Consider the following 23,112-nt stretch of genomic DNA (forward strand, 5'->3'; position numbering starts at 1 on the left):
CTTTAAATAGTGTTATACTTTTACTTAAATATTATATACTAATTTAAAGAACTGTGCGAAAAAAGAATAAAAATTATATATTATTGACACAGTTTAAAGAAATAGCATAAAATAGCGGTAAGCAAAACATAGGCAATGACAGGACAATAGTATCTTTTCAATTATACCCAGCGAGTAGGAATTGGTGCAAGCCTACAAGAAAAGAGAAACGGCACCCTGGAGCCATTTTTTCAAAAAGAGGATTGTTCAAAGTTCAGTAAGCGAAAAAGCGCTTTACTTCAACCGAAAGAGGTTGAAAAGAAAGCGTTTGTCAGACAAGGAACGCGGAAAAAATTAACCGGAGTGAACATTTTGAGGTTTGCGGACTAAAACCGCCACGTCCTGTGGCAGATGTCTTTTGCGCGAAAGCGAAGCGACAGCAGCAACATCCGCATGACAAACATCGTGTTTGCCCAGGATTAATTTTTGACAAGTGACGCGAGACAGCGAAGCGCTTTACTTCAACCGAACAATCAAGCGGGGTGGAACCGCGGGTGTACATACGCACTCGTCCCCGGGCAATACGCCCGGAGACGGGTGCTTTTATATTCCACTCAAATTTGCCAAGGCGAATTTGAACAAAAACTAAACATAGGAGGAAACATTTATGGCACAAAAATCTATGGAAACAATCGTTAGCTTGGCAAAACACCGAGGCTTCGTCTTCCCTGGATCTGAAATCTACGGGGGTCTAGCCAATACGTGGGATTACGGTCCACTTGGAGTTGAACTGAAAAACAACATCAAAAAAGCATGGTGGCTAAAATTCGTTCAAGAATCGCAATACAATGTTGGTCTGGATGCAGCCATTTTGATGAACCCTCGTACATGGGTGGCATCTGGCCACGTTGGAAACTTCAATGACCCAATGATTGACTGTAAATCATGTAAAGCCCGCCACCGCGCGGATAAATTAATCGAAGAAGCATCCCTTGAGAAAACTGGCAAAGAGATTATCGTCGATGGCATGAGCTTCGATCAAATGAAAGCAAAAATGGAAGAGTTAGCTGTGACATGCCCTGAATGCGGTAAAGACGACTTTACGGACATTCGCCAATTCAATTTAATGTTCAAAACTTTCCAGGGTGTTACGGAAAGCTCTACAAACGAGATTTTCTTGCGCCCCGAAACGGCACAAGGCATTTTCGTTAACTTTAAAAATGTCCAACGTTCGATGCGTAAACGTATACCATTTGGCATCGCCCAAATCGGCAAGTCATTCCGCAACGAAATTACGCCAGGAAACTTTACGTTCCGTACTCGCGAATTCGAACAAATGGAGCTTGAATTCTTCTGTAAGCCAGGCGAAGATTTAGAATGGCAGCAATACTGGAAAGAATTCTGCAAAAACTGGTTATTAAACTTGGGCATGAAAGAAGAAAGCATGCGTCTTCGCGATCATGAAGAAGATGAATTATCGCACTATTCGAATGCAACAACAGATATCGAATTCCGCTTCCCATTTGGTTGGGGCGAGTTATGGGGAATCGCCGACCGTACGGATTATGACTTAAAACAACATATGGAGAATTCCGGCGAGGATTTCACTTATATTGACCCGATTTCAAACGAACGTTATGTTCCTTATTGCATCGAGCCGTCACTTGGTGCAGACCGTGTGACTTTGGCATTCTTATGCGATGCGTATGATGAAGAGGAATTAGAGGGCGGCGAATCTCGTACAGTGCTGCGTTTCCACCCGGCTCTTGCTCCATTTAAGGCAGCGGTGTTGCCATTGTCCAAAAAATTGGCTGACGAAGCCGGCGAAGTATGGGCGGAACTGCGTAAATCCTTCCCTGTCGATTACGATGAATCACAATCAATCGGTAAACGCTACCGTCGCCAAGATGAAATCGGTACGCCATTCTGTATCACGTATGATTTCGATTCAAAAGAAGATGGCCAAGTAACAGTCCGCCACCGCGACAGCATGGACCAAGTCCGTATGCCGATTGCCGAGGTAAAGGCTTATATCGAAAAGCATCTTCAATTCTAATAGGTACTGCCTTCGGAAAAAAAACGGACTCTGTGCCGAAAGCGAAGCGACAGGCACAAACAATGCCAATTTCAGAAGTTAAAGCTTATATTGAAAGTCATTTGAAATTCTAAAACTAGATACTTTTCCTGAAGGTATGCGAGTTCTGCACCGAAAGCGAAGCGGCAGGTGCAAACTCGCACGCCCATCTCAAAAGTTAAAGATTATTGAAAGTCACTTATAATTTTAAAACTGAAATTTTTTCCAAAGATATGCGAGTTCTGTGCCGAAAGCGTAGCGACAGGCACAAGCCTTTTAAATAGAAATTAAAGCTTATATCGAAAAGCATCTTCAATTCTAATTTAACAATTTTACATTAAAATAAAGCACACATTGATATTTTTCTTCTTCAATGTGTGCTTTTTCACTCTCTAAAATAGGAAAGTTTCCTTATTTTGTTCATTTTGTTCATTCCTATAATGAATTGTTGGAATATTTGGATTATAATGGATAAAAAATAAGAGGTGAGATGGATGTTCCTTCAAGCTTTATTTAAACAGCAAAAAAAAGAGGAAATCGAAATTTCCGCTGCCGAAAAATTCCTCACGATTGTCCGTGAATTATTAAATAAAGAACTTCCTGAACATCGATCACACCATCATATCTTATACACGGCAAATACCAGACTAGAAATTTTTCGCAATCTTTTAACCCATCATCGCAGCCAATCAAATGTCCATCAAAAATTGGGCAACTTTCATAGCGAAATGTACGAACAAATAGGAAAAAAAGTGAGTGAACTGCAATGCTTGGTGGATGGCTATATGGAACTTAACATCGATATAAAGCAAATGAATCATCGTCTGCACTTTTATCATGATAAAATCCATTACCTCTATGAAAACTATACCCAATTCCAAGATCGACAATATATTGAAGAATATAGCACCTTTTTTTGGCAGGCATTAAAAATGGATGCCCTTGAAATCATCCGTAAAGTCCTATAATTTTCCGCTCACTCTGTTTTTCCATCCTCATTGCTTGATTTTCTTGTCAGTAATGGGGTTCTTTCCAATTGCTCAATAAATGAGCGTGACTTTAAGCGAATCCCCGTTTGTTCTTCATAGATGGTCGTGACTATTTTTTTGATAAATTGTTTTGTCGCCTTTTTTAACTCCAACTTGCCTATTTGATCAATCGGGACTGTATAGAACATCCGAACGAGCTTTAGTTGCGTTGGCGAAAGTCGAATAATGTATGGATCGTGATGGAAACAACGGTGACATAAAAAACCGCCTTGTGAGAATGAAAATGCAAATTCCCCTTCTATCGCACCACATGAAGCACACGCATGAAGAATCGGCTGCACGCCTGTGAAAGGCAGCATCTTCCAGTCCACAAATAAAGCGATGGCTTCAGGATCATATTCTTCTTCAATTGCATTCAGAGCTTGTTGAAGTACTTCGAATGCAAAGGGTTGTGGGCCCCCTTCCTCCACAAGACGGTCAATCAGCTCTACGATATAGCTTGCATAGGCTGTCGCATAAATGTCTGTTTGGATATGTCGCATTGAGGACAAATGCTCGCCTTGTTGGAGCGTCCCCATTCCGGATGTTCTTTGGACTACATACATCCCATGCATAAAAGTTTGTGTAACACCCGCCAAACGACTCGTTGGTTTCTTGGCACCTCTGGCCATGACAGTTACTTTGCCGGCTTCTCTTGTCATTAAAGTAACGATTTTATTGGACTCGCCATAAGCGCGAGACTTTAAAACTATGCCTTCCCATTTATGTAGCACCCGCGGCACTTCCTTCGATATATTTTCCTATTTTCATTATACATCATTTAGCAGACAGTCTAGTATTCATTCATTCCCTTCCTTTGCAAATATAAAACAGACAAGCCTTTTGCCGGCTCGCCTGTTTGATTAGTTTCTATTGTCTAGCTGCAGCGCCCAGCCCCTCAAGGGCGGTTCCGCTTTTCTAATATTCATCTTCGCGATAGCCAAAGTCACGCAAATGCGTGGACTTGTTTCGCCAATCTTTTTGTACTTTGACCCAAAGCTCCAGATATACTTTTGATCCAAGCAGCATTTCGATATCTTTTCGTGCAAGGGTACCTACTTCTTTTAATAAGGAACCGCGTTTTCCAATGACAATCCCTTTTTGCGAATCACGTTCCACCATAATGGTTGCTTGCACGCGAATCATATTTTCGTTTTCTTCATCACGCTTAATTTTATCAATGACTACCGCAATGCTATGCGGGATTTCTTCTCTTGTTAAGTGCAGCACTTTCTCTCGGATCAACTCTGAAATGATAAATCGTTCCGGATGATCCGTGACTTGGTCTGCAGGATAATATTGCGGTCCTTCCGGCAAATATTTTTCGATTGTTCCCAGGAGATGATCCACATTATTTCCTTGCAGTGCCGAAATCGGGACAATTTCAGCGAACGGATATTTCACTTTATATGTTTCGATAATTGTAATCAATTCATCTGGATGTATTTGATCGATTTTATTCACAACTAAAAAGACAGGTGTTTTTGTGCCTTCCAATAATTCAAGGATGAACTCATCCCCCTTGCCAATCCCTTGTTCGGCATTGACCATAAACATAATCAAATCTACTTCTCGTAATGTATTTTTTGATACTTTGATCATGAATTCGCCCAGTTTATGTTTGGGTTTATGAATTCCCGGTGTATCGATGAAAATCATCTGGGAGTCTTCACGCGTCAAGACGCCTTGAATTTTATTTCTTGTTGTTTGCGGTTTATCTGACATAATGGCAATTTTTTGCCCAATGACGCGGTTCAAAAATGTTGATTTCCCAACGTTTGGCCGTCCTATAATCGAGATAAAACCTGACTTATAGCTATTGTTGATTTCCTGCATTTGATAAATCCTCCGGTTTAAAGGCGCCTGGCAAAAGCTCGCCTACTGTCGTTTGCTGTATATCCCCTTTTAAGTTTGTTAAGTAAACCGGCATTTCAGGTGAACAAAACTCTGAAATGACTTGTCTGCAAGCTCCACAAGGAGAACATGGACCTTCTGTATCCGCAACTACTGCGATCGCTTTAAATTTCTTGCTGCCTTCGGATACCGCTTTAAAAATCGCTGTTCTTTCTGCACAGTTCGCCAAGCCATAGCTGGAATTTTCAATGTTGCATCCTTGATAAACTTTGCCATCCTCTGTCAGGAGTGCTGCACCTACTTTAAACTTTGAGTATGGCACATAAGCATTTTCTCTGGCCGTTTTTGATTGTTCAATTAATTCTTTCATATCCATTTTCATCCCTCAATTCTTTCTTTTAAGCCCATTTTGGCAAAAAAATGAGTAAACCGATTATAACACTTGCTATGGCAAATACAAGCACCGCACCCGCAGCCACATCCTTCGCCTGCTTCGCCAGGGGGTGAAGTTCGGGCGATGCCAGGTCAACTACACTTTCAATGGCGGTGTTGATCATTTCAGCTCCAATGACTAGAGCGATAATAACCGTAATGATTAGCCATTCTGTATAAGACAGACCTGTTAATAACCCAGCTATGATGACAACCAGCGCGCTCAAAAAATGAATGCGCATGTTTTGCTCTTGCAGTGCCGTCAAGATGCCATAAAAAGCAAATCCAAAAGATTTAATCAGCTTACGAACGTCCATGAAAATCACGACCCAGGCCAAACGACGATAAAATTTCGTCCTGTTTCCCAAACATGATTTTTTCATCCTCTTCTGTCATATGGTCGTAGCCCAGCAGATGCAAGAACCCATGAACCGCCAGGAACCCCAATTCGCGTTCAAACGAATGGCCATAATCTTCGGCTTGTTCCCTTGTTCGATCTGTCGAGATAATAATATCGCCCAAAACTCTTGGAATACCTTCTCCTACAATTTCAACTTCTCCTTCTCCCAATTCTTCAAGAGCGAAGGAAATCACATCCGTGGGTTGATCTTTATCGCGGTATTCACGGTTAATGGCATGAATTGCTTCATTTGTAACAAACGTGATTGATACTTCACTGCCATCTTCAATTTCCAATGTTTCTGCAGCATGCTGGAGCAATTTTTCGACTAAGTCAATATGCTGCTCCTTCACTTCATTTGTTTCATCTAAAAAATCAATACTGAGCATAGGTTCCTCCTAAAAATCTTATTCGCCTTTTGAATTAAATTATCCCTCTTTTGGATATTCAATTCTTGAATGGAAAATCCCATTCAACGTCTCGCAAAGAACGTTTTCAATTTGCTTCAATTCCTTGATGGAGACATCACATTCATCGAATTGGTGTTCCTGTACACGGCTTTGAATAATGGAATGTACCAGCTGCTGAACCTTTTCGGCATTGGGGTGTTTCATCGAACGGACAGCTGCTTCCACACTATCTGCAATATTGATGACAGCCGCTTCCTTCGTTTGCGGCTTTGGACCTGGATAGCTGAATTTCTTTTCATCCACTTCTTCATTTTCTTCTTTTGCTTTATGCAAGAAAAATTTTAAAGTGCTCGTTCCATGATGCTGAAGTGCAATATCAACTATTTCTTTCGGCATTTTATGTTTTTCCAAAAGGTCGGCCCCTTCTGTTGTATGGGCAATGATGATTTCGGCGCTTCTTTCCGGCGGCAATGAATCATGCGGATTAATACCGGACATTTGATTTTCAATAAAGAAAGCGGGTCTTCTTGTTTTTCCTATATCATGATAATAACATGCCACCCGGGCCAAGAGTCCATCTGCACCAATCGCTTCACAAGCAGTTTCAGCCAAGTTCGCCACCATTACGCTATGATGATAGGTGCCGGGTGTTTCCGTTAACAACTTTTTTAACAATGGATGATTTGGATTTGATAACTCAATTAACCTCATTGTCGACAATAATCCAAAGGCTGATTCAAAGAAAGGCAATAATCCCATGGTAAGCGCCCCGGATAATATACCCGAAGCAATGCCCGCAATCACATAATACATCAGTTCAAACACATCATAATTCGTCTGGGACATGAGCAAATAAAAAGCAATAAATAATAAATTAAAAATCGCTACTACTCCACATGCCTTTAATAGGTGTGACCTTTTCTCGAAGCTTCTCATAAAGAAAACGCTTGAAAGCCCGCCGAAAATAATGTACAGAGCAATATCCATTTGAAGGACTGCAGAAAAGCCTTCATGGAAAATAATGCCCCCTGAGGCAGCCGTTAATACGGTAATCAATACTGCCGCTCTTTCATTGGCCAGAAGCCTTACAAGCATTGTCGCCAATGCAGTAGGATATAAAAAGGCGATGGTTGATTCAAATTCATCAGATAGCAAACTTAAAATCTTCATTAATACGAGAGAAATACAATAAACGCTTGCGGTAACGAACAACGCTTTTCTTTTTTTCTCGATTTCCATATTTAATTGTATAAATAAAATATACAAAAAAGCCATCTGCAAGATAATCAAAATGATTAAACCCACAATCGGTTTTGTTGTTGTCTGATTATCCAAAAGACCAAGTAATTCTAACTGCCGATACACTTCACGGTCAATCAATTCGCCCTCTTGAACGATAATCTGCCCTTGCAGAATTCGGGTAGGCTCTACCTCTTCCTGGGCTTGAAGAACCAACTCTTCAGTCCGGACTTCATCCAAAATTTCGGTTTCGACAATTGCGGCTCGTCCGATCATGATGACAGCGCTTAAAATACTTTCATCAAGCGCACCTTGCTGACGTATGCTGGATTCCAATTCGCTTCGTTTGAGCGCGACATCTTCTGCTCGGATTGCCTCTTCCAACATGGTTTCCACTTCTTTTGCCAGAAAAGATTTCGCAGCACTGATCGCTGATTTAGGAGCTGTCAAAAGCGACTGCAATTGGCTATTGGTAAAATTCAGTTGAGATTGGCTATCCGTAATTTCTCTCAACTGGACACTTAATAACTCGATTTGTTCTTCCATTGGAACTTCTTCGGTTTTGGCATCTATTTCTTTTCTTACATCCAGTACGATATCAAATAAGGAACGTACAAATGCGGCTCGATGTTCTGCCATTTCCTCATTGAATAAATAGACTGGTTCTACGCTGCTTTCTGCTTGTTCACGTTCTTGTTGCGTCTTAACGGTGTCTTCCACTGTCTTTACGGCGCGAATCGTTTCCGGAGCGAGCTGGAAAGCTTGAATATCATATGTAGTACTGTGTATATTCCCGAACATCAGGAAAAATTGCAGCACACCGGTTGTGAATAGTGTGACGATTAATAAGGTCCGAAAACTGATCAGGTTCAGCAATCTATTAAAATGCTTTTCCACTTGCGCACCCCCAAATGTCTATATGAATAGTTTACCAATTTATGAAACTAATTTCATCGAAGTTTTTTGGAAAATAAAAAATGTGCACGTAAAACGTACACATTCATTCTTTACAGTTTGAAATTACAATTCTTGATCGCTGTATGCATGGATGATTTTGGCAACAAGCGGATGGCGAACTACATCTCCCGCCTCCAGCATTTTGAATTGAATATCTTTCACATATTTTAAGCTTCGCTCGGCAATAATTAATCCCGATTCTGTATTTTTCGGTAAATCAATCTGTGATTTATCGCCGGTAATCACCATTTTGGAGCCAAAACCCAACCGCGTTAAAAACATTTTCATTTGTGCATGCGTTGTATTTTGGGCTTCATCGAGAATGACGAATGCATCGTCCAATGTTCGGCCGCGCATATATGCCAGCGGTGCAATTTCGATTGTCCCGCGCTCAATTAAGCGCTGTGTTTGTTCTTGTCCGTATATATCATGCAAGGCATCATAAAGGGGCCTTAAATATGGATCCACCTTTTCTTTTAAATCGCCAGGCAAAAACCCTAAAGATTCTCCAGCTTCCACTGCAGGTCTTGTTAAAATAATTCGTTTAACATGTCCGTTCTTCAGAGCCTGCGTGGCCATTACTACCGCCAAATAAGTTTTACCGGTACCTGCTGGCCCAATGCCAAATACGAGGTCGTGGTGACGAATGGCTTTTATGTACTCCCGCTGGCCAATCGTTTTCGCACGGATGGGCTTCCCTTTATAATTTCGAGCAATTTCTTCATCATATAATTCAGCAAAATATTCGATTGTCCCTTTATTTACCATTTCGATTGCTGTAGCAACATCACGCAAATCAATATTTACACCTTTGCGAATTACCTTTAAGAGCGCATGCAGCAAATCCCTCGCCTGTTGCTTTTGGGGTTCGGGTCCTGCGATTTGAATTACTGCACCGCGAGTGATAATTTGAACCTGGAATGTCTCTTCAATCAGCTTTATGTTCGCATCCGACATTCCAAGAAGCATGACTGCTTCATTAGGGTTTTCAACTTGTAATTCTGATAATTGTTCTGACATAAATCAATCTCCTTGGTCAATTGGGTAGTTTTCTGCAATATTTTCATTTACCAAAAATAAGACTTTCCCTTTCACTTTATCATCATCGAATGAAACGTGCAAAACGTTTTCCTTTTTTATAATCGTTTTGGGCGGCAAAGATTTTAAAATTTTTTCGTGCAATAGAGGCAAAATAAACGATTCGATTTGCTCTTCGGTGATTTCTTGCGTCACTGTGCTGTACTTTTGAACTGCTGTGATTTCGACAAAACTTGAAAGCCATACCGGTAAATCGACCTTTTGAAACGATTTTCCCTGCTCCTTTTCTTCGTTTAATTTGAAATCAAATACCCATTCCCTGGAATTGGCTGAAATATATTGAACTTGCTTAGGAATGGCAAACTCTGTTTCGAGCCAGTAATCCGCATAAACGCCACCTTCAGCACCTACAACAACAGACTTGTCTCCTACTGTTATTACCCCTGAAACAAGCGTATCGCCTTTATATACCGTCGTATTCGGCAATACACGGCGTTCCCCGCTCGAAATATCAAAGTGTGTAACAACACCGCTTTTAGCAGCAATTAAATGATTCTTCTCCTTGCTTATATTATTTTTATTGTCAGTAATAGGAGCCATTTGGGGAATGATTGTCATGCTGCTGCCTTTTTTCAGAATATGCACCCACGACAAATCCCTTAATTCCTCCATGATGGTTTGGCGGATGACAAAATCAGACTGTACTTTCCCTTTTAAGATTGGTTGTTCCAAAGCCAGTTTTTCTTGAATCACATTTTCCACCGCAACTCGCAGTTCAGGCGTTTCTGCCTCCACATTAATATCCCACATTAGCTGGGAGCCGATCATCGGGAACAGAATGAGGAGAAGCAAGCCAATAGCTGTCCAACTATTTTTCTGGAAAATCCGCGACACTTGCATATAGCGTATTTTCATTCTTACACGATACTTTTTTCGGGATGCCCGAAGGACTTTTAAATCTTTTCGTGCAATCTCAAAGTGTATGTTTTTTTCATGATGTTTTAAATTTCTGATTTTTATTCCTTTTACATGCAAGTTTTGAATAAAGGCATGGGCTCCATTGCTCTGGACAATCGTAATTTCGACAGGGCGATTATCAAACTTTTCCATAATCATTCACCTGTCTTTTCATTTCAATCAATAATAAGTTTTCTACATGCAGTATAAATTCTTCCTCTTTCATCACATCTATATGTACACGATTTGCCTTTATTAAAAATGAAAAATTTTCATATATAAACGAGCAATGCCCTTCCGAAGCTTCCAAAAACTTATAGGTGCCAATCAAGCGAAGTTGGCTGCTATTTACAATTTCAATTAATGGGTCTGTCTGGAATAATTTTTTCAAATAAAAAGCCCCCTTTCGCATAAGTATATGCTTTAAGAAAGGGGGGCATGTGTAAATTATTAAGTTGACAATGTGTCAGATGCGCCTTGGCGTATTTGTGAACTTCACTAAGTCAATGAAGCTAATCCACCTGCCGCTATTTTCGTTTCGCTTTTGGCGGAGCCAGAATCTCGGAAGTAATCACTGCTTGCACCAATGCACGTCGATTAGCAGGAATCAAACTGTCAATGTCATTCAACTTCATATGATCATTCTCTGCATTGGAATTGATTCTTCCACCCAAGCGAGCCGTCGAACGATTTTCATTCAATGATGCTCTTTCAGTCGATTTTGAAGGTATTGTTTCAACCTCTTTCTCTGTTTCTTGCTCGGAAGATACACGACTGTCCGAAGATTTGAGTGATTTTCCATTCAGTTGCTGAAAGACTTCATTAGCAAAATCCTCAAGACTGCGGGGCCCATTCTTTTTTTGACGTTCACCTGGTACATCAAAAGTTTGCTTTGAGGGCTGATTATTAAATGGCGGCATTGTTTTTTGATGTTCATTTTTCTTTTTGGTGCTATTGATGATTGAACTTATAATAAATAAGACAACCATCATGATAATCCCTTCCACTTAGTCGACACTCCCTTCTTCAGGTGTGCATGCCTTTATTTTTTCGTTCCATCCTGTTTATCATTCGTTACTTTTGAAATGGAATCTCTCATGGAAGTGTCTGCCTGGATATTTTTGTAGTTCATATAATCCATAATCCCAAAGTTGCCTGAGCGCAGCGCCTCTGCCATTGCCATCGGAACTTCGGCTTCCGCTTCCACTACTTTCGCTTTCATTTCCTGAACTTTTGCAACCATCTCTTGTTCTTCCGCTACGGCCATTGCACGGCGTTCTTCCGCTTTGGCTTGGGCGATATTTTTATCCGCCTGCGCTTGCTCGATTTGCAACTCTGCACCGATATTTTTCCCAACGTCAACGTCTGCAATGTCAATAGAAAGAATCTCGAAGGCCGTTCCGGAATCCAATCCCTTGGAAAGAACAGTTTGTGAGATTAAATCCGGGTTCTCCAACACTTTTGAATGGCTGTCGGAACTACCAATCGTGGATACAATCCCCTCGCCTACACGAGCGATGATTGTATCTTCCCCTGCACCACCGACTAATCGGTGCAAGTTCGCACGAACCGTAATCCGTGCTTTCGCTTTCACTTCAATCCCGTTAATAGCCACACCGGCGATAAATGGTGTTTCGATTACTTTTGGGTTAACGGACATTTGTACGGCCTCCAAAACATCACGGCCAGCCAAATCGATGGCTGCTGCGCGTTCAAATGTCAACTCGATATTGGCGCGGTGGGCTGCAATCAAGGCGTTTACTACCCGGTCCACATTCCCGCCTGCTAAATAGTGGGACTCGAGTTGATTAATGGTTACTTCCAAACCTGCTTTATGTGCCTTAATCAAAGGATTGACAACCCGCGCAGGAATAACTCTTCGCAGCCTCATCCCGATTAATGTGAAAATACTTACCCGAACTCCAGCTGCCAATGCGCTGATCCACAGAGCTACCGGTACAACCGTTAAAATAACTGCCAGCACAATAACGATCAAGACAATCGTTACGATTAAACTAATTGCTGCTGCATCAAAAACCATGCCTATTCCACTCCTTTTTTAATTTCTCTCACGACAATTCGTGAACCTTCCACTTGAACTACTTCTACTTTTTTATTGTTTTCAATATAAATTCCTTCCGACACTGCATCGATTCGCTCATTTCCAATAATGACCGCACCAGCAGGACGGAGGGGTGTCACGGAATCTCCAACTTTGCCCAATAGGTCGATTCGATTGATATTCGAAACATATCCTTCTTCAGTAGTTGTTGCATCACGCAAAATAAGCTTATTAAAAAGATAAAGATTTTTTCCGAAGAACTTCATAATTATCACCATTCCTATAGTTGCAATAAACACGGCGATTAAAATGGAATATGCCATATGAACCACACTTTCCCCTGCGAATAATAAACTGATTAGCATCAATCCTCCACCAATTATCCCAACAATACCTCCTGGGATAAACAACTCTGCCAGAATGAGTGCAAATCCTATAATGAAGACAACGACCGATTCGTATCCGGCAAAGCCCGCAATGGTGTGACCAAAGAAGAATAGGGCAAATGACGCCAGACCAATGATACCCGGAAAGCCAAATCCTGGGGAAAATAATTCCATTACCAAGCCGAAGCAGCCAATTGTCAATAACAACGTAACAACAAGCGGATTTGTAATAAACCGGGCGAGTTTTTCCGCAAATGTCGGTTCTACTGAAACTACTTCACTGTCAGATAGATTTAATTTATTCAGCAGTTCGTCCAGATTGGATACTGTCCCTTCTGAATAGCCAACTTCCAGTGCTTCTTCGGCGGATAAAGTTAAAAGTTTTCCTTCCGGAGCCCTGTATTTTGGAAGGTTCACCGACGAATCTGCCATTGCCTGTGCAAAGATTGGATTTCTATCCTTTGCCTCGGCCGCAGCTTCCATTGCACCAATCCAGGCACTGTTGGCTTTTTCTCCGGCCGCATTTCCCGCACCGTCGATAATGGCTGCAGCACCGATTGTAGCATTGGGAACCATATAGATTTCTTTGGCATGCAGCGCTATATAGGCTCCTGCTGAAAGGGCTTTCGAGTTAATGAAAGCAATGACATCAATTGGTTGTTTATCAATTAATTTACCAATCTCATCTGCGGATGTCACATACCCACCAGGTGTATGTATTTCTAGTATGATTTTTTCGGCACCTTGTTCTTTCGCTTCATTGAATGCCCTTTCAAGAAAGGCTTTTAACCCGTCTTCCACTTCATTTTCAAGCGGAACATGATACACCTTTCCGCTGGCCTGAACAGATAAGATTGGAAGCAGCAAGGAAATTGATATCAAACAAAGAAGCATCCAACTAAACAAACGTATTTTCTTCATTTTCTACCCTCCTTTATCGTAGACAAGACCTTAAAAAACTTTTCACAGAGTACTTAGTAAAGAATACGGATGAACCATCAAAAAAGATTCAAAAAAATCTATTATTTATATTTTACCCCAATAAGTATTTAAAAAAAGGAATGAGTGCAAATGTTACCAATTTTCCATCTTAAAAATGTAAAATACCCTAGTATTTGAGAACAAATACTAGGGTATATCAGTTTTTTACCTTTGTTGAATCATAAAATTGCGTGTTATGAACGTAGGGATTGATAGGAAATTACCACTTACGTTTACGTGCAGCTTCTGATTTCTTTTTACGTTTTACGCTCGGTTTTTCGTAAAATTCGCGTTTTCTAACTTCTTGAATAGTACCACTTTTAGATACAGTACGTTTGAAGCGGCGAAGAGCATCTTCAAGCGATTCGTTTTTTCTAACGACAGTTTTTGACATCTCTCTTTCCCTCCCTCCGAACACACGTCAATACACAATCAACATATGTTAGTTGTGTACTAAAGAATTATAACGTATTGTCCCAAATGAGTCAATACATAGAATAAAATTAATAATTAGAATCCGAAATTAATCCATTCATGATGGCTACACCAGAGCTTGCACCAATACGGGAAGCACCGGCTTCAATCATTTTCTTCATATCTTCAAGGCTTCTTACACCGCCGGATGCTTTTACACCGATATCCGCTCCAACCGTTTTTCTCATTAAGGCAACATCTTCAGCAGTTGCACCGCCTGTTGAGAAACCGGTAGACGTTTTAACAAAGTTTGCACCAGCTTCCACAGATAATTCACATGCTTTCACTTTTTCATCATCCGTTAAAAGGCAAGTTTCAATAATCACTTTTACCAATGTACCATTTGCAGCGTCTACCACCGCTTTGATATCTTCGCGAACTAGATCATATTGTTGATCTTTTAGTGCGCCGATATTGATGACCATATCAATTTCCTGTGCACCGTTTTCAATCGCATTTTTTGTTTCAAAAGCCTTTACTTCCGATGTTGTAGCACCTAGCGGAAAACCAATTACTGTACAAACTTTGACGTTTGAACCTGCTAGCAGCTGTGCGGAATTTTTCACCCATGTTGGATTAACGCAAACAGATGCAAATTCATATTTTTTTGCTTCTTCACATAATTTTTCAATTTGATTTTTTGTCGTTTCAGGTTTTAGCAATGTATGATCAATCATTGCTGCATAGTTTTGAGCCATAAAATTACTCCCTTTATAAGTTGTACGTACCTCTACCATAATACCATTAAACGCAATCGTTGTGAAATGACAAACTATTTGATAAATAAACTTGCTGTCTGTTGCACTGAATGGACTCAAAAAAACCATCCGAAAGTTCGGATGGTTAAACTAGAGCCTGTTCTTCCAATACACGTACAAATTGACCTTCACAATGTGGATAGCCTGCTTTGTTGATTTTTACTTTTACTAGTTTTCCAATCATTTCTTCCGTACCTTCAATGACCACGCGTAAATAGTTATCTGTGTATCCTACAAATAGATTCTCTTGATCCGATTCTTTGTAGTGTTCTTCAGGGATAATCTCCAATACTTCTCCTTCAAAACGAGAAGCGTATTCTTTGGCCAATTGATCATTCAATGCAAGCAATCGATGAACGCGTTCATTTTTTACATTTTCGTCAATTTGATCTTCCATTCTTGCCGCCGGTGTACCAGTACGTTTGGAGAATGGGAAAACGTGCAGTTCCGCAAATTGATGCTTTGCAATAAAGTTGTATGTTTCCATGAACTCTTCTTCCGTTTCTCCCGGGAAACCAACAATAACATCTGAAGTAATGGCCAAATCCGGCAATGCTTCATTCAAGCGCGCCAAACGTTCAGCAAAGAAATCCATTGTATATTTACGACGCATACGTTTTAAAACTGTATCTGAACCAGATTGAATTGGAATATGCAAATGGCGCACAACAATATTCGAGTTTTTCAAAACGTCAATTACTTCGTCCGTCAATTGAGAAGCTTCAATCGATGAAATTCGCAGGCGTTTTAATCCTTTAACATTCTCTTCAAGGTCTCGAAGCAATTGCGCCAAATTATAATCCTTGAAATCCTGGCCATACCCGCCTGTATGAATACCTGTTAAGACAATTTCAAGATAACCCGCATCTACCAATTGTTGCGCTTGGCGAATCACCTCTTGTGGATCACGTGAACGCATTAATCCGCGAGCCCATGGAATGATGCAGAAAGTACAGAAATTGTTGCATCCTTCCTGGATTTTTAAAGAGGCACGTGTACGGTCTGTAAAATAAGGTACGTCCAACTCTTCATATACGCGATTTTTCATAATATTACCTACCGCATTGATCGGTTGGCGTTCTTTTTTATATTGATCAATATAACCCAGCATCTTTTGACGATCTTGTGTTCCCACAACAATATCCACTCCGGGAATTGCCATAATTTCAGCTGGTGAAGTTTGCGCATAACATCCTGTTACACAAATCACGGCATCCGGATTTTGCCGTACCGCACGACGAATTACTTGTCTCGATTTTTTATCACCTGTATTTGTAACGGTACATGTATTAATTACATAAACGTCCGCTTGATGCTCAAATTCCGTACGTTCATATCCTTGTTCTTTAAATAGCTGCCAAATGCTTTCTGTTTCATAATGGTTCACTTTGCAGCCTAATGTATGAAAAGCCACGGTTGACACCGGCTAACACCTCTTTCATTCAAATTCATAAGATATCGCAGCCAGCGCATATAAAGGCGCTGTTTCTGCCCGTAATATTCTAGGCCCCAGAGACATTATTTGCGCACCTGCTTCTATCAAGCTTTTTGCTTCGTTGCGGGAAATTCCGCCTTCTGGTCCGAAAATTAATAAAATCGACTTCGATTCATTATCATACACTTTTTTTAATTTATCCGCAAATCTTGTTCGGTTTTCTTTCTTTGCATCTTCTTCATCTGCCACAAATACCGCATCATAACTTGGCAATAGTGCCAGTAATTTGTTAAACGATAAAGGGAGACCAATCTTTGGAATATGTGTTCGATGCGATTGCTCTGCAGCTTCCTGTGCGATTTTTTGCAAACGCTCTATTTTTTTTTCGCTTTTTTTCTCATCCCATTTAACAATCGATCGTTCTGCACTAAAAGGAATTAACGCATGCATGCCAAGCTCAGTCCCTTTTTGTGCGATGAGTTCAAATTTATCGCCCTTGGGCAACCCACATGCAATATCCACTTTAATCGGCATTTCAGGGGATGGTATCGTCTTTCCTGTTTGCTTTACGACAACTTCTTGGCCAATTGAAATGATTTCGCATATATAAGCCGTATGATCATGCACGACGACGACTTCCTCGCCGATGTCCATCCTCATTACTTTTGAAATATGGCGGGCATTTTCACCCATGATTGTTATTTCACTTAGTTCATTAAATGATTCTTCTACAAAATATCGTTGCATACTCTACCTCCGGCGTAATCTCACCTTTTTCAAAAGGACAAGGAGTTGCCCTGGGTTTCGGGACAACTCCTCGAAGTTATGGACGCAGTGCAATAATTGCCACCCAATCCTCCATCATTAACACTTCTTTGATAGTAAAACCAGATTCAACCAAAGCTTGTTTGACATCTTCCTTTTTTGCATTAATAATACCGGAAGTGACAAAAACCCCTCCTGGTTTCACAATGGAGAAAGCATCATCTGTAAAGGTCATGATGACTTCGGCCAAAATATTTGCTACGACAACATCTGCTTGCCCGGTAACTGTATCCAGCAGGTTGCCTTGGTATACTTCTGCAATTTGCTGCACTTTGTTATGTTCAATGTTTTCTTTGGCTGATTTTACGGCTACCGGGTCCAAATCAAGCGCATGTACTTTTTTCGCACCCAGCATTGCTGCTGCGATGGATAAGACACCCGAACCTGTCCCCACATCAACAACAAAATCGCCTTGCTTCACTACTTTTTCCAATGCTTGAAGACACATAACCGTTGTGGGGTGCGTGCCTGTTCCAAAAGCCATGCCAGGATCAAGTTCAATAATCAGTTCATCAGTATTCACTGGTGTATATTCTTCCCAAGTCGGCACGATTGTAAAACGTTCCGAAATTTTCACCGGATGATAATATTGTTTCCATGCAGTAGCCCAATCTTCTTCATTCACTTCCGTAATTGAGAAAAGATTGTCACCCAAATTAATATCAAAATTTTCTAGATTCGTGATTGCAAGTTTTAGTTCTTCAACAGTTTCTACTAAAAAACTGGATGCCGGCAGATAAGCTTTGACAACCACCCCGCTCGTCGGAAAATCATTTGGATCCAAATCATAGATTTCACCAAACTGATCTACTCGCTCCTTCTCCATTTCTGTTGAATCTTCAATGACAACACCGCTTGCGCCTGCTTCATGAAATATATTCGAAATTGCTTCAACCGCTTCGTTCGTTGTTAAAACCGACAATTCTGCCCATTTCACTTACAATCAGCTCCTTATACTTTTGATGCTAGGGAAATCAAAATGGAAGCGCCCAATTTTTTGGACGCATTCAAAATTACTCGCCTTTAAAAGTTTTTTTTATTTTATCGAATAACGAACTTCCGTGTTCTTCAGGGATATCTCCGCTGATTTCCGCAAAGTCTCGCAATAATTGCTTTTGTTTTTCTGTCAACTTTGTAGGAGTCATTACTTTTACAATGACATATTGGTGACCGGTACCGTAGCCATGTACGTTTTTAACCCCTTTATCTTTAATGCGGAATTGAGCTCCCGATTGTGTACCCGCAGGTATTTTAAGTTTTACTTTGCCATGAATCGTCGGAACCTCGATTTCATCGCCAAGAGCAGCTTGCGGGAACGTTAATTTTAATTCGTAGTAAATATCGTCTCCATCGCGTTCAAAATATTCATGATTGCGCACACTGAAGACAATATATAAATCTCCTGCCGGTCCACCGTTTATACCAGGTTCACCTTGACCGGATACACGCAATTGTTGGCCATCGTCAACACCTGCTGGAATGGTTACTTTAATTTTTTTGCGTTTTTGGACAGTACCTGTACCGTGACATGTTGTACATTTTTCTGGAATAATCTTGCCTGTACCTCGACATGTGCTGCATGTGCGGCGGTTTACCATGCGTCCAAATGGTGTTTCGACAGTTTGGTTAACTTGCCCTGCCCCATTACACGTTGTACAAGTTTGCGGACTCGTTCCCGGTTTTGCGCCGGATCCATGACAAGTATCACATGTTTCATCTTTTGGGATCTCTATTTCAGTTTGCTTACCAAAAACGGCATCCTCGAACGAAATATTCATTCGATATTGAAGGTCATCGCCTTTTCTTGGAGCGTTCGGATCAGAACGACGGCCACCGCCGCCAAAGAACGAGCTGAAGATATCCTCGAAGCCGCCGAATCCAGAGCCGCCGAAACCGCCAAATCCACCTTGGTTCGGTCCTTCATGGCCAAATTGGTCATATTGCGAACGTTTTGTATCATCGCTTAAAACTTCGTACGCTTCGGCAATTTCTTTAAATTTCTCGTCTGCACCTGGCTCTTTATTAAGATCTGGGTGATATTGTTTTGAAAGTTTGCGATACGCTTTCTTTATTTCATCTTTGCTGGCGCTCTTACTAACGCCAAGCACTTCATAATAATCGCGTTTACTCATCGTTCACACTCCGCTCTTTTTCATAACGTCTATTTTAACATGTTCAAAAATCACTGTATATGATGAATGATTTTATTCACTTAATTTTTAAAATTGCTAAGTTTGCAATGAAAAAGTCAAAGTCTGGAATACGACTTTGACTTTTTCTCCTTCTATCTGTACTTCCTTCGCCGACTTATTTGTCGTCTTTTACTTCTTCAAAGTCAGCATCTACAACGCCATCATCTTTTTTACCGGCGTCAGCGCCTGCATCTTGGCCGCCTTGAGCAGCTTGTGCAGCAGCTGCTGCTTGCTCATAGACTTTCATTACTAGAGGCTGCAATACACCTTCCAATTTTTCTTTGGAAGACTTAATGCCTTCAAGTTCACCAGCTTCCAATGCTTTTTTCAATTCTTCTTTAGCATCTTCTACTGATTTTTTCTCTTCTTCCGTGATTTGTTCTCCAAGATCGGCGATTGTTTTGTCAACTTGGAATACCAATTGATCGGCTTCGTTGCGAATTTCTGCTTCTTCTTTACGCTTGTTGTCCGCTTCTGCATTTGCTTCCGCATCTTTAACCATGCGCTCGATTTCTTCGTCCGTTAAGCCCGAATCAGATTGAATAACAATCGTTTGCTCTTTTTGCGTTCCTAGATCTTTCGCTTTTACAGATACGATACCGTTTTTGTCGATATCGAATGTTACTTCAATTTGAGGAACGCCGCGTGGTGCTGGTGGGATATCCGCCAGTTGGAAGCGACCCAATGTTTTATTGTCGGCTGCCATTGGACGTTCACCTTGCAGTACGTGAATATCTACTGCTGGTTGGTTATCTGCAGCTGTTGAGAATACTTGTGATTTTGAAGTCGGGATCGTTGTATTGCGTTCGATTAATTTTGTGAACACACCACCCATTGTTTCGATACCAAGTGAAAGCGGCGTTACGTCAAGCAACACGATATCTTTCACATCACCAGTCAACACGCCGCCTTGAACAGCAGCACCCATTGCTACTACTTCATCCGGGTTTACGCCACGGTGAGGTTCTTGGTTTGTTTCTTTTTTCACGGCTTCTTGAACTGCAGGAATACGAGTTGAACCACCCACCAAGATTACTTTATCTAGTTCGGATGCATTCAATCCAGCATCTTTCATTGCTTGACGCATTGGAATGATCGTACGTTCCACAAGATCGCGTGTGATTTCATCAAATTTTGCACGAGTCAAGTTAACTTCCAAGTGAAGCGGGCCGTCAGCTCCTGCTGTGATGAACGGCAACGAAATTTGAGTGGAAGTTACACCCGATAAGTCTTTTTTCGCTTTTTCAGCTGCATCTTTCAGACGTTGCATGGCCATTTTATCTTTTGATAAATCAATGCCGTTTTCTTTTCTGAATTCTTCTACTAAATAATCGATTACTTTTTGGTCGAAGTCGTCTCCGCCAAGTTTGTTGTCCCCTGCTGTTGCCAATACTTCGAATACGCCGTCCCCTAATTCGAGGATTGATACGTCGAATGTACCGCCTCCAAGGTCGAATACAAGAATTTTTTGGTCAACGTCTTGTTTATCCAAACCATATGCCAAAGCTGCAGCAGTTGGCTCGTTGATAATACGTTCCACTTCCAAACCAGCGATTTTGCCGGCATCTTTTGTCGCTTGGCGCTGCGCATCGTTAAAGTAAGCAGGAACAGTGATTACCGCTTTTGTTACTTTTTCTCCCAAATAGTCTTCTGCATAGCCTTTTAAGTATTGAAGAATCATTGCAGAAACTTCTTGAGGAGTATAATCTTTGTCTTCAATTGTTACTTTTTCGGAAGTACCCATTTTTGATTTAATCGATAAAATTGTATTTGGGTTTGTAATGGATTGGCGTTTTGCCACTTCCCCAACTTGTTTTTCACCGTTTTTGAATGAAACCGCTGAAGGAGTTGTACGATTCCCTTCCGGATTTGGAATAACTTTTGGTTCCCCGCCTTCTAACACAGCTACACAAGAGTTTGTTGTACCTAAGTCAATACCAATAATTTTACTCATAATAAAATACGCCTCCTAATATATACCAATCAACTAAAATGAATTATTCGTTTACTGAAACCATCGAAGGTCTCAATACACGGTCTTTTAACTTATAACCCTTTTGAAGTTCGCGTAAAACAATCCCCGACTCTTTTTCGGAATCGGATTCTTGCATAACCGCTTGGTGAACGTTCGGGTCGAAAGCTTCACCTTCTGCAGGAATAAGCTCCAAACCTTCTTGCTTTGCAGCATCAATCAATGATCTATAGACCATTTCAATTCCTTTATATAAAGCATTCGCATCTTCTGAACTTACTTCTACTTGCAATGCACGTTCAAAGTTATCAATTACCGGCAATAGTTCTGTCAGCAATTTTTGTGCCCGATATTTTTCCGCAGCTTCACGATCTAATTGGAAGCGGCGTTTAATATTATCGAAATCAGCAAGCAGACGTAAATAGCGGTTTTCTTCTTCTTGCAGCTTACCCTCAAGTTCGGAAATTTTGGCATTTGACTGCTCTTCAACCGTTGCTTCTTCTTGCTGCTCGGCTTGTTCATTTGCCTCATTTAATTGTTCATTTTTCTCTTCTAGATGCTCTTTGTTTTCTGTTGCTTCAGACACAGATATTTCCTCCTTATAAGCCATCATTAACTTTTTTTGAAAGTGTTCGGGATAATCCACTTCTCATAACATCAAGCAATGTTACGGCACGTTGATAATCCATCCTTGTAGGACCGATAATCGCAATCGAACCTTCTTGATCTTTCCCTATGGAATACGTAGCCGTTATGACGCTCAAGTCATCTACTGCCAAATGGTTGTTCTCGGAACCGATTCGAATATGGATTCCTGTATCTTCAGGGTGGAATAAAGAAATCACTTGACTTTCCCTCTCCATCATTTCCATGAGTGCACGAACTTTATTTAAGTCGTGGAACTCTGGTTGATTGAACATATTTGTTTTTCCGCCAAAATAAAGTTTTCCTTCATTTTCAAACGAAGCAATTGTTCTTAATGATTGAATAAAGGAATCCGCAGTTTTAATATGCTGCCTTAAAACATTAAAAGTTTCGAGTTCAAGTTTTCTTTGAAGCTCCAACAATGAGACACCCGCCAAACGATCGTTCAGGATATTGATTACTTTTTCAATATCTGAAGGATTGAACCCCTGCGGCAGAGTGATTGTTCGATTCTCAACATGTCCAGTATCTGTTACAATAATTGCCACTGCTGTTTGGTCTGTGAGTGGAACAATTTGAAATCGCTTCACGCGGTGTTTTCCAACATTTGGTCCAAGCAAAATCGTTGTATACGTAGTTAAGTCGGACAAAATGTTGGCAGATTCGCGAATGACTTGCTCCTTCTCTGCCAAGTGGTTTTGAAAAATAGATTGAAATAAGCCAATTTCTCTTTCAGACATTGAAGCTGGCTGCAACAAATGATCCACATAAAACCGGTACCCTTTTTCAGAAGGCACACGACCCGAGGACGTATGGGTCTTTTCAATAAACCCAAGCTCCTCCAAATCGGACATTTCATTGCGAATGGTTGCAGGACTGAAAGTAATCCAATCTTTCTTGGAAATTTGGCGTGATCCTACTGGTTGAGCTGAAGCAACAAAATCATCAACGATTACTTGAAGTATTTGTAATTGTCGATTTGTTAACATTGTCATCACCTCTGTTAGCACTCGT

Annotated in this window: 23 protein-coding genes; 2 read left to right on the plus strand and 21 right to left on the minus strand. The window is 40.8% G+C overall.

Annotated elements, in window-relative coordinates; translation table 11 throughout:
- Positions 1-646: 646 nt before the first annotated feature.
- A complete protein-coding gene (locus D1B33_RS06735; RefSeq protein ID WP_118875599.1) occupies positions 647-2,035 on the plus strand; it encodes a glycine--tRNA ligase in 1,389 nt (462 codons plus the stop codon).
- A gap of 512 nt (positions 2,036-2,547) precedes the next feature.
- Positions 2,548-3,021 carry a hypothetical protein gene (locus D1B33_RS06740; RefSeq protein WP_118875600.1) on the plus strand — a complete coding sequence of 158 codons (474 nt, stop codon included), beginning with the start codon at positions 2,548-2,550 and terminating at the stop codon, positions 3,019-3,021.
- A gap of 8 nt (positions 3,022-3,029) precedes the next feature.
- On the opposite strand, the gene recO is transcribed toward D1B33_RS06740, so the two are convergent.
- The 21 genes from recO to hrcA all read right to left on the minus strand — a co-directional run bounded on the left by recO (position 3,030) and on the right by hrcA (position 23,087).
- Entirely contained in the window at positions 3,030-3,815 is a 786-nt protein-coding gene (recO, locus tag D1B33_RS06745; RefSeq protein ID WP_118875601.1) for a DNA repair protein RecO, read from the minus strand.
- A 184-nt stretch (positions 3,816-3,999) separates the two neighbouring features.
- Positions 4,000-4,917 carry a GTPase Era gene (gene era / locus D1B33_RS06750; protein WP_118875602.1) on the minus strand — a complete coding sequence of 306 codons (918 nt, stop codon included), beginning with the start codon at positions 4,915-4,917 and terminating at the stop codon, positions 4,000-4,002.
- Positions 4,898-5,311 carry a cytidine deaminase gene (locus tag D1B33_RS06755; RefSeq protein ID WP_118875603.1) on the minus strand — a complete coding sequence of 138 codons (414 nt, stop codon included), beginning with the start codon at positions 5,309-5,311 and terminating at the stop codon, positions 4,898-4,900. The genes era and D1B33_RS06755 overlap by 20 nt, the downstream gene beginning before the upstream one ends.
- A 22-nt stretch (positions 5,312-5,333) precedes the next feature.
- Positions 5,334-5,684 (minus strand): diacylglycerol kinase family protein, encoded by a 351-nt coding sequence (locus tag D1B33_RS06760; protein WP_118875604.1) that lies wholly within the window; start codon positions 5,682-5,684, stop codon positions 5,334-5,336.
- Entirely contained in the window at positions 5,671-6,156 is a 486-nt protein-coding gene (gene ybeY / locus D1B33_RS06765) for an rRNA maturation RNase YbeY (RefSeq protein ID WP_118875605.1), read from the minus strand. Before ybeY ends, D1B33_RS06760 begins: the two co-directional genes overlap by 14 nt.
- Positions 6,157-6,195: 39 nt before the next feature.
- Positions 6,196-8,313 carry an HD family phosphohydrolase gene (locus tag D1B33_RS06770; RefSeq protein WP_118875606.1) on the minus strand — a complete coding sequence of 706 codons (2,118 nt, stop codon included), beginning with the start codon at positions 8,311-8,313 and terminating at the stop codon, positions 6,196-6,198.
- Positions 8,314-8,436: 123 nt separating this feature from the next.
- Complete coding sequence (locus D1B33_RS06775; protein WP_118875607.1) at positions 8,437-9,393, minus strand: PhoH family protein; 957 nt, start codon at positions 9,391-9,393, stop codon at positions 8,437-8,439.
- A 3-nt stretch (positions 9,394-9,396) separates the two neighbouring features.
- Positions 9,397-10,521: a sporulation protein YqfD gene (locus tag D1B33_RS06780; protein WP_158582930.1), complete on the minus strand. Its 1,125-nt coding sequence runs from the start codon at positions 10,519-10,521 to the stop codon at positions 9,397-9,399.
- Positions 10,508-10,759, minus strand: coding sequence for a hypothetical protein (locus tag D1B33_RS06785; RefSeq protein ID WP_118875609.1), 252 nt, complete (start codon positions 10,757-10,759; stop codon positions 10,508-10,510). The genes D1B33_RS06780 and D1B33_RS06785 overlap by 14 nt, the downstream gene beginning before the upstream one ends.
- A 136-nt stretch (positions 10,760-10,895) precedes the next feature.
- A complete protein-coding gene (locus D1B33_RS06790) occupies positions 10,896-11,375 on the minus strand; it encodes a hypothetical protein (RefSeq protein ID WP_118875610.1) in 480 nt (159 codons plus the stop codon).
- A gap of 35 nt (positions 11,376-11,410) precedes the next feature.
- On the minus strand, positions 11,411-12,409 hold the full coding sequence (gene floA / locus D1B33_RS06795) for a flotillin-like protein FloA (RefSeq protein ID WP_199677370.1): 999 nt from the start codon (positions 12,407-12,409) through the stop codon (positions 11,411-11,413).
- Between the two features lie 2 nt (positions 12,410-12,411).
- Complete coding sequence (locus D1B33_RS06800; protein ID WP_118875612.1) at positions 12,412-13,737, minus strand: NfeD family protein; 1,326 nt, start codon at positions 13,735-13,737, stop codon at positions 12,412-12,414.
- Between the two features lie 280 nt (positions 13,738-14,017).
- Entirely contained in the window at positions 14,018-14,191 is a 174-nt protein-coding gene (rpsU, locus tag D1B33_RS06805) for a 30S ribosomal protein S21 (RefSeq protein ID WP_004227078.1), read from the minus strand.
- Positions 14,192-14,300: 109 nt separating this feature from the next.
- Positions 14,301-14,969, minus strand: coding sequence for a deoxyribose-phosphate aldolase (deoC, locus tag D1B33_RS06810; RefSeq protein ID WP_118875613.1), 669 nt, complete (start codon positions 14,967-14,969; stop codon positions 14,301-14,303).
- A 145-nt stretch (positions 14,970-15,114) separates the two neighbouring features.
- On the minus strand, positions 15,115-16,452 hold the full coding sequence (gene mtaB, locus D1B33_RS06815; RefSeq protein ID WP_118875614.1) for a tRNA (N(6)-L-threonylcarbamoyladenosine(37)-C(2))-methylthiotransferase MtaB: 1,338 nt from the start codon (positions 16,450-16,452) through the stop codon (positions 15,115-15,117).
- Between the two features lie 15 nt (positions 16,453-16,467).
- A complete protein-coding gene (locus D1B33_RS06820) occupies positions 16,468-17,211 on the minus strand; it encodes a 16S rRNA (uracil(1498)-N(3))-methyltransferase (protein WP_118875615.1) in 744 nt (247 codons plus the stop codon).
- 76 nt (positions 17,212-17,287) lie between these two features.
- Positions 17,288-18,226, minus strand: a complete 939-nt coding sequence (gene prmA / locus D1B33_RS06825) for a 50S ribosomal protein L11 methyltransferase (RefSeq protein ID WP_118875616.1) — start codon at positions 18,224-18,226, stop codon at positions 17,288-17,290.
- Between the two features lie 76 nt (positions 18,227-18,302).
- Positions 18,303-19,421, minus strand: coding sequence for a molecular chaperone DnaJ (gene dnaJ, locus D1B33_RS06830; protein WP_118875617.1), 1,119 nt, complete (start codon positions 19,419-19,421; stop codon positions 18,303-18,305).
- A 175-nt stretch (positions 19,422-19,596) separates the two neighbouring features.
- Positions 19,597-21,435, minus strand: a complete 1,839-nt coding sequence (gene dnaK, locus D1B33_RS06835) for a molecular chaperone DnaK (RefSeq protein WP_118875618.1) — start codon at positions 21,433-21,435, stop codon at positions 19,597-19,599.
- A 43-nt stretch (positions 21,436-21,478) separates the two neighbouring features.
- Entirely contained in the window at positions 21,479-22,039 is a 561-nt protein-coding gene (grpE, locus tag D1B33_RS06840; RefSeq protein ID WP_118875619.1) for a nucleotide exchange factor GrpE, read from the minus strand.
- 13 nt (positions 22,040-22,052) lie between these two features.
- Complete coding sequence (gene hrcA / locus D1B33_RS06845; RefSeq protein ID WP_118875620.1) at positions 22,053-23,087, minus strand: heat-inducible transcriptional repressor HrcA; 1,035 nt, start codon at positions 23,085-23,087, stop codon at positions 22,053-22,055.
- Positions 23,088-23,112: the final 25 nt, after the last annotated feature.

The organism is Ureibacillus yapensis (assembly GCF_003515775.1).
Taxonomy (GTDB): Bacteria; Bacillota; Bacilli; order Bacillales_A; family Planococcaceae; genus Ureibacillus; species Ureibacillus yapensis.

Excerpts from the sequence above, each read along its gene's own strand:
- dnaJ (WP_118875617.1), bottom strand. The coding sequence starts at position 19,421 with ATGAGTAAACGCGATTATTATGAAGTGCTTGGCGTTAGTAAGAGCGCC.
- D1B33_RS06735 (WP_118875599.1), top strand. The coding sequence starts at position 647 with ATGGCACAAAAATCTATGGAAACAATCGTTAGCTTGGCAAAACACCGA.
- ybeY (WP_118875605.1), bottom strand. The coding sequence starts at position 6,156 with ATGCTCAGTATTGATTTTTTAGATGAAACAAATGAAGTGAAGGAGCAG.
- D1B33_RS06775 (WP_118875607.1), bottom strand. The coding sequence starts at position 9,393 with ATGTCAGAACAATTATCAGAATTACAAGTTGAAAACCCTAATGAAGCA.
- D1B33_RS06760 (WP_118875604.1), bottom strand. The coding sequence starts at position 5,684 with ATGGACGTTCGTAAGCTGATTAAATCTTTTGGATTTGCTTTTTATGGC.
- D1B33_RS06740 (WP_118875600.1), top strand. The coding sequence starts at position 2,548 with ATGTTCCTTCAAGCTTTATTTAAACAGCAAAAAAAAGAGGAAATCGAA.
- floA (WP_199677370.1), bottom strand. The coding sequence starts at position 12,409 with ATGGTTTTTGATGCAGCAGCAATTAGTTTAATCGTAACGATTGTCTTG.
- rpsU (WP_004227078.1), bottom strand. The coding sequence starts at position 14,191 with ATGTCAAAAACTGTCGTTAGAAAAAACGAATCGCTTGAAGATGCTCTT.
- D1B33_RS06820 (WP_118875615.1), bottom strand. The coding sequence starts at position 17,211 with ATGCAACGATATTTTGTAGAAGAATCATTTAATGAACTAAGTGAAATA.
- D1B33_RS06780 (WP_158582930.1), bottom strand. The coding sequence starts at position 10,521 with ATGGAAAAGTTTGATAATCGCCCTGTCGAAATTACGATTGTCCAGAGC.
- hrcA (WP_118875620.1), bottom strand. The coding sequence starts at position 23,087 with ATGTTAACAAATCGACAATTACAAATACTTCAAGTAATCGTTGATGAT.
- D1B33_RS06800 (WP_118875612.1), bottom strand. The coding sequence starts at position 13,737 with ATGAAGAAAATACGTTTGTTTAGTTGGATGCTTCTTTGTTTGATATCA.
- deoC (WP_118875613.1), bottom strand. The coding sequence starts at position 14,969 with ATGGCTCAAAACTATGCAGCAATGATTGATCATACATTGCTAAAACCT.
- D1B33_RS06755 (WP_118875603.1), bottom strand. The coding sequence starts at position 5,311 with ATGGATATGAAAGAATTAATTGAACAATCAAAAACGGCCAGAGAAAAT.
- dnaK (WP_118875618.1), bottom strand. The coding sequence starts at position 21,435 with ATGAGTAAAATTATTGGTATTGACTTAGGTACAACAAACTCTTGTGTA.
- era (WP_118875602.1), bottom strand. The coding sequence starts at position 4,917 with ATGCAGGAAATCAACAATAGCTATAAGTCAGGTTTTATCTCGATTATA.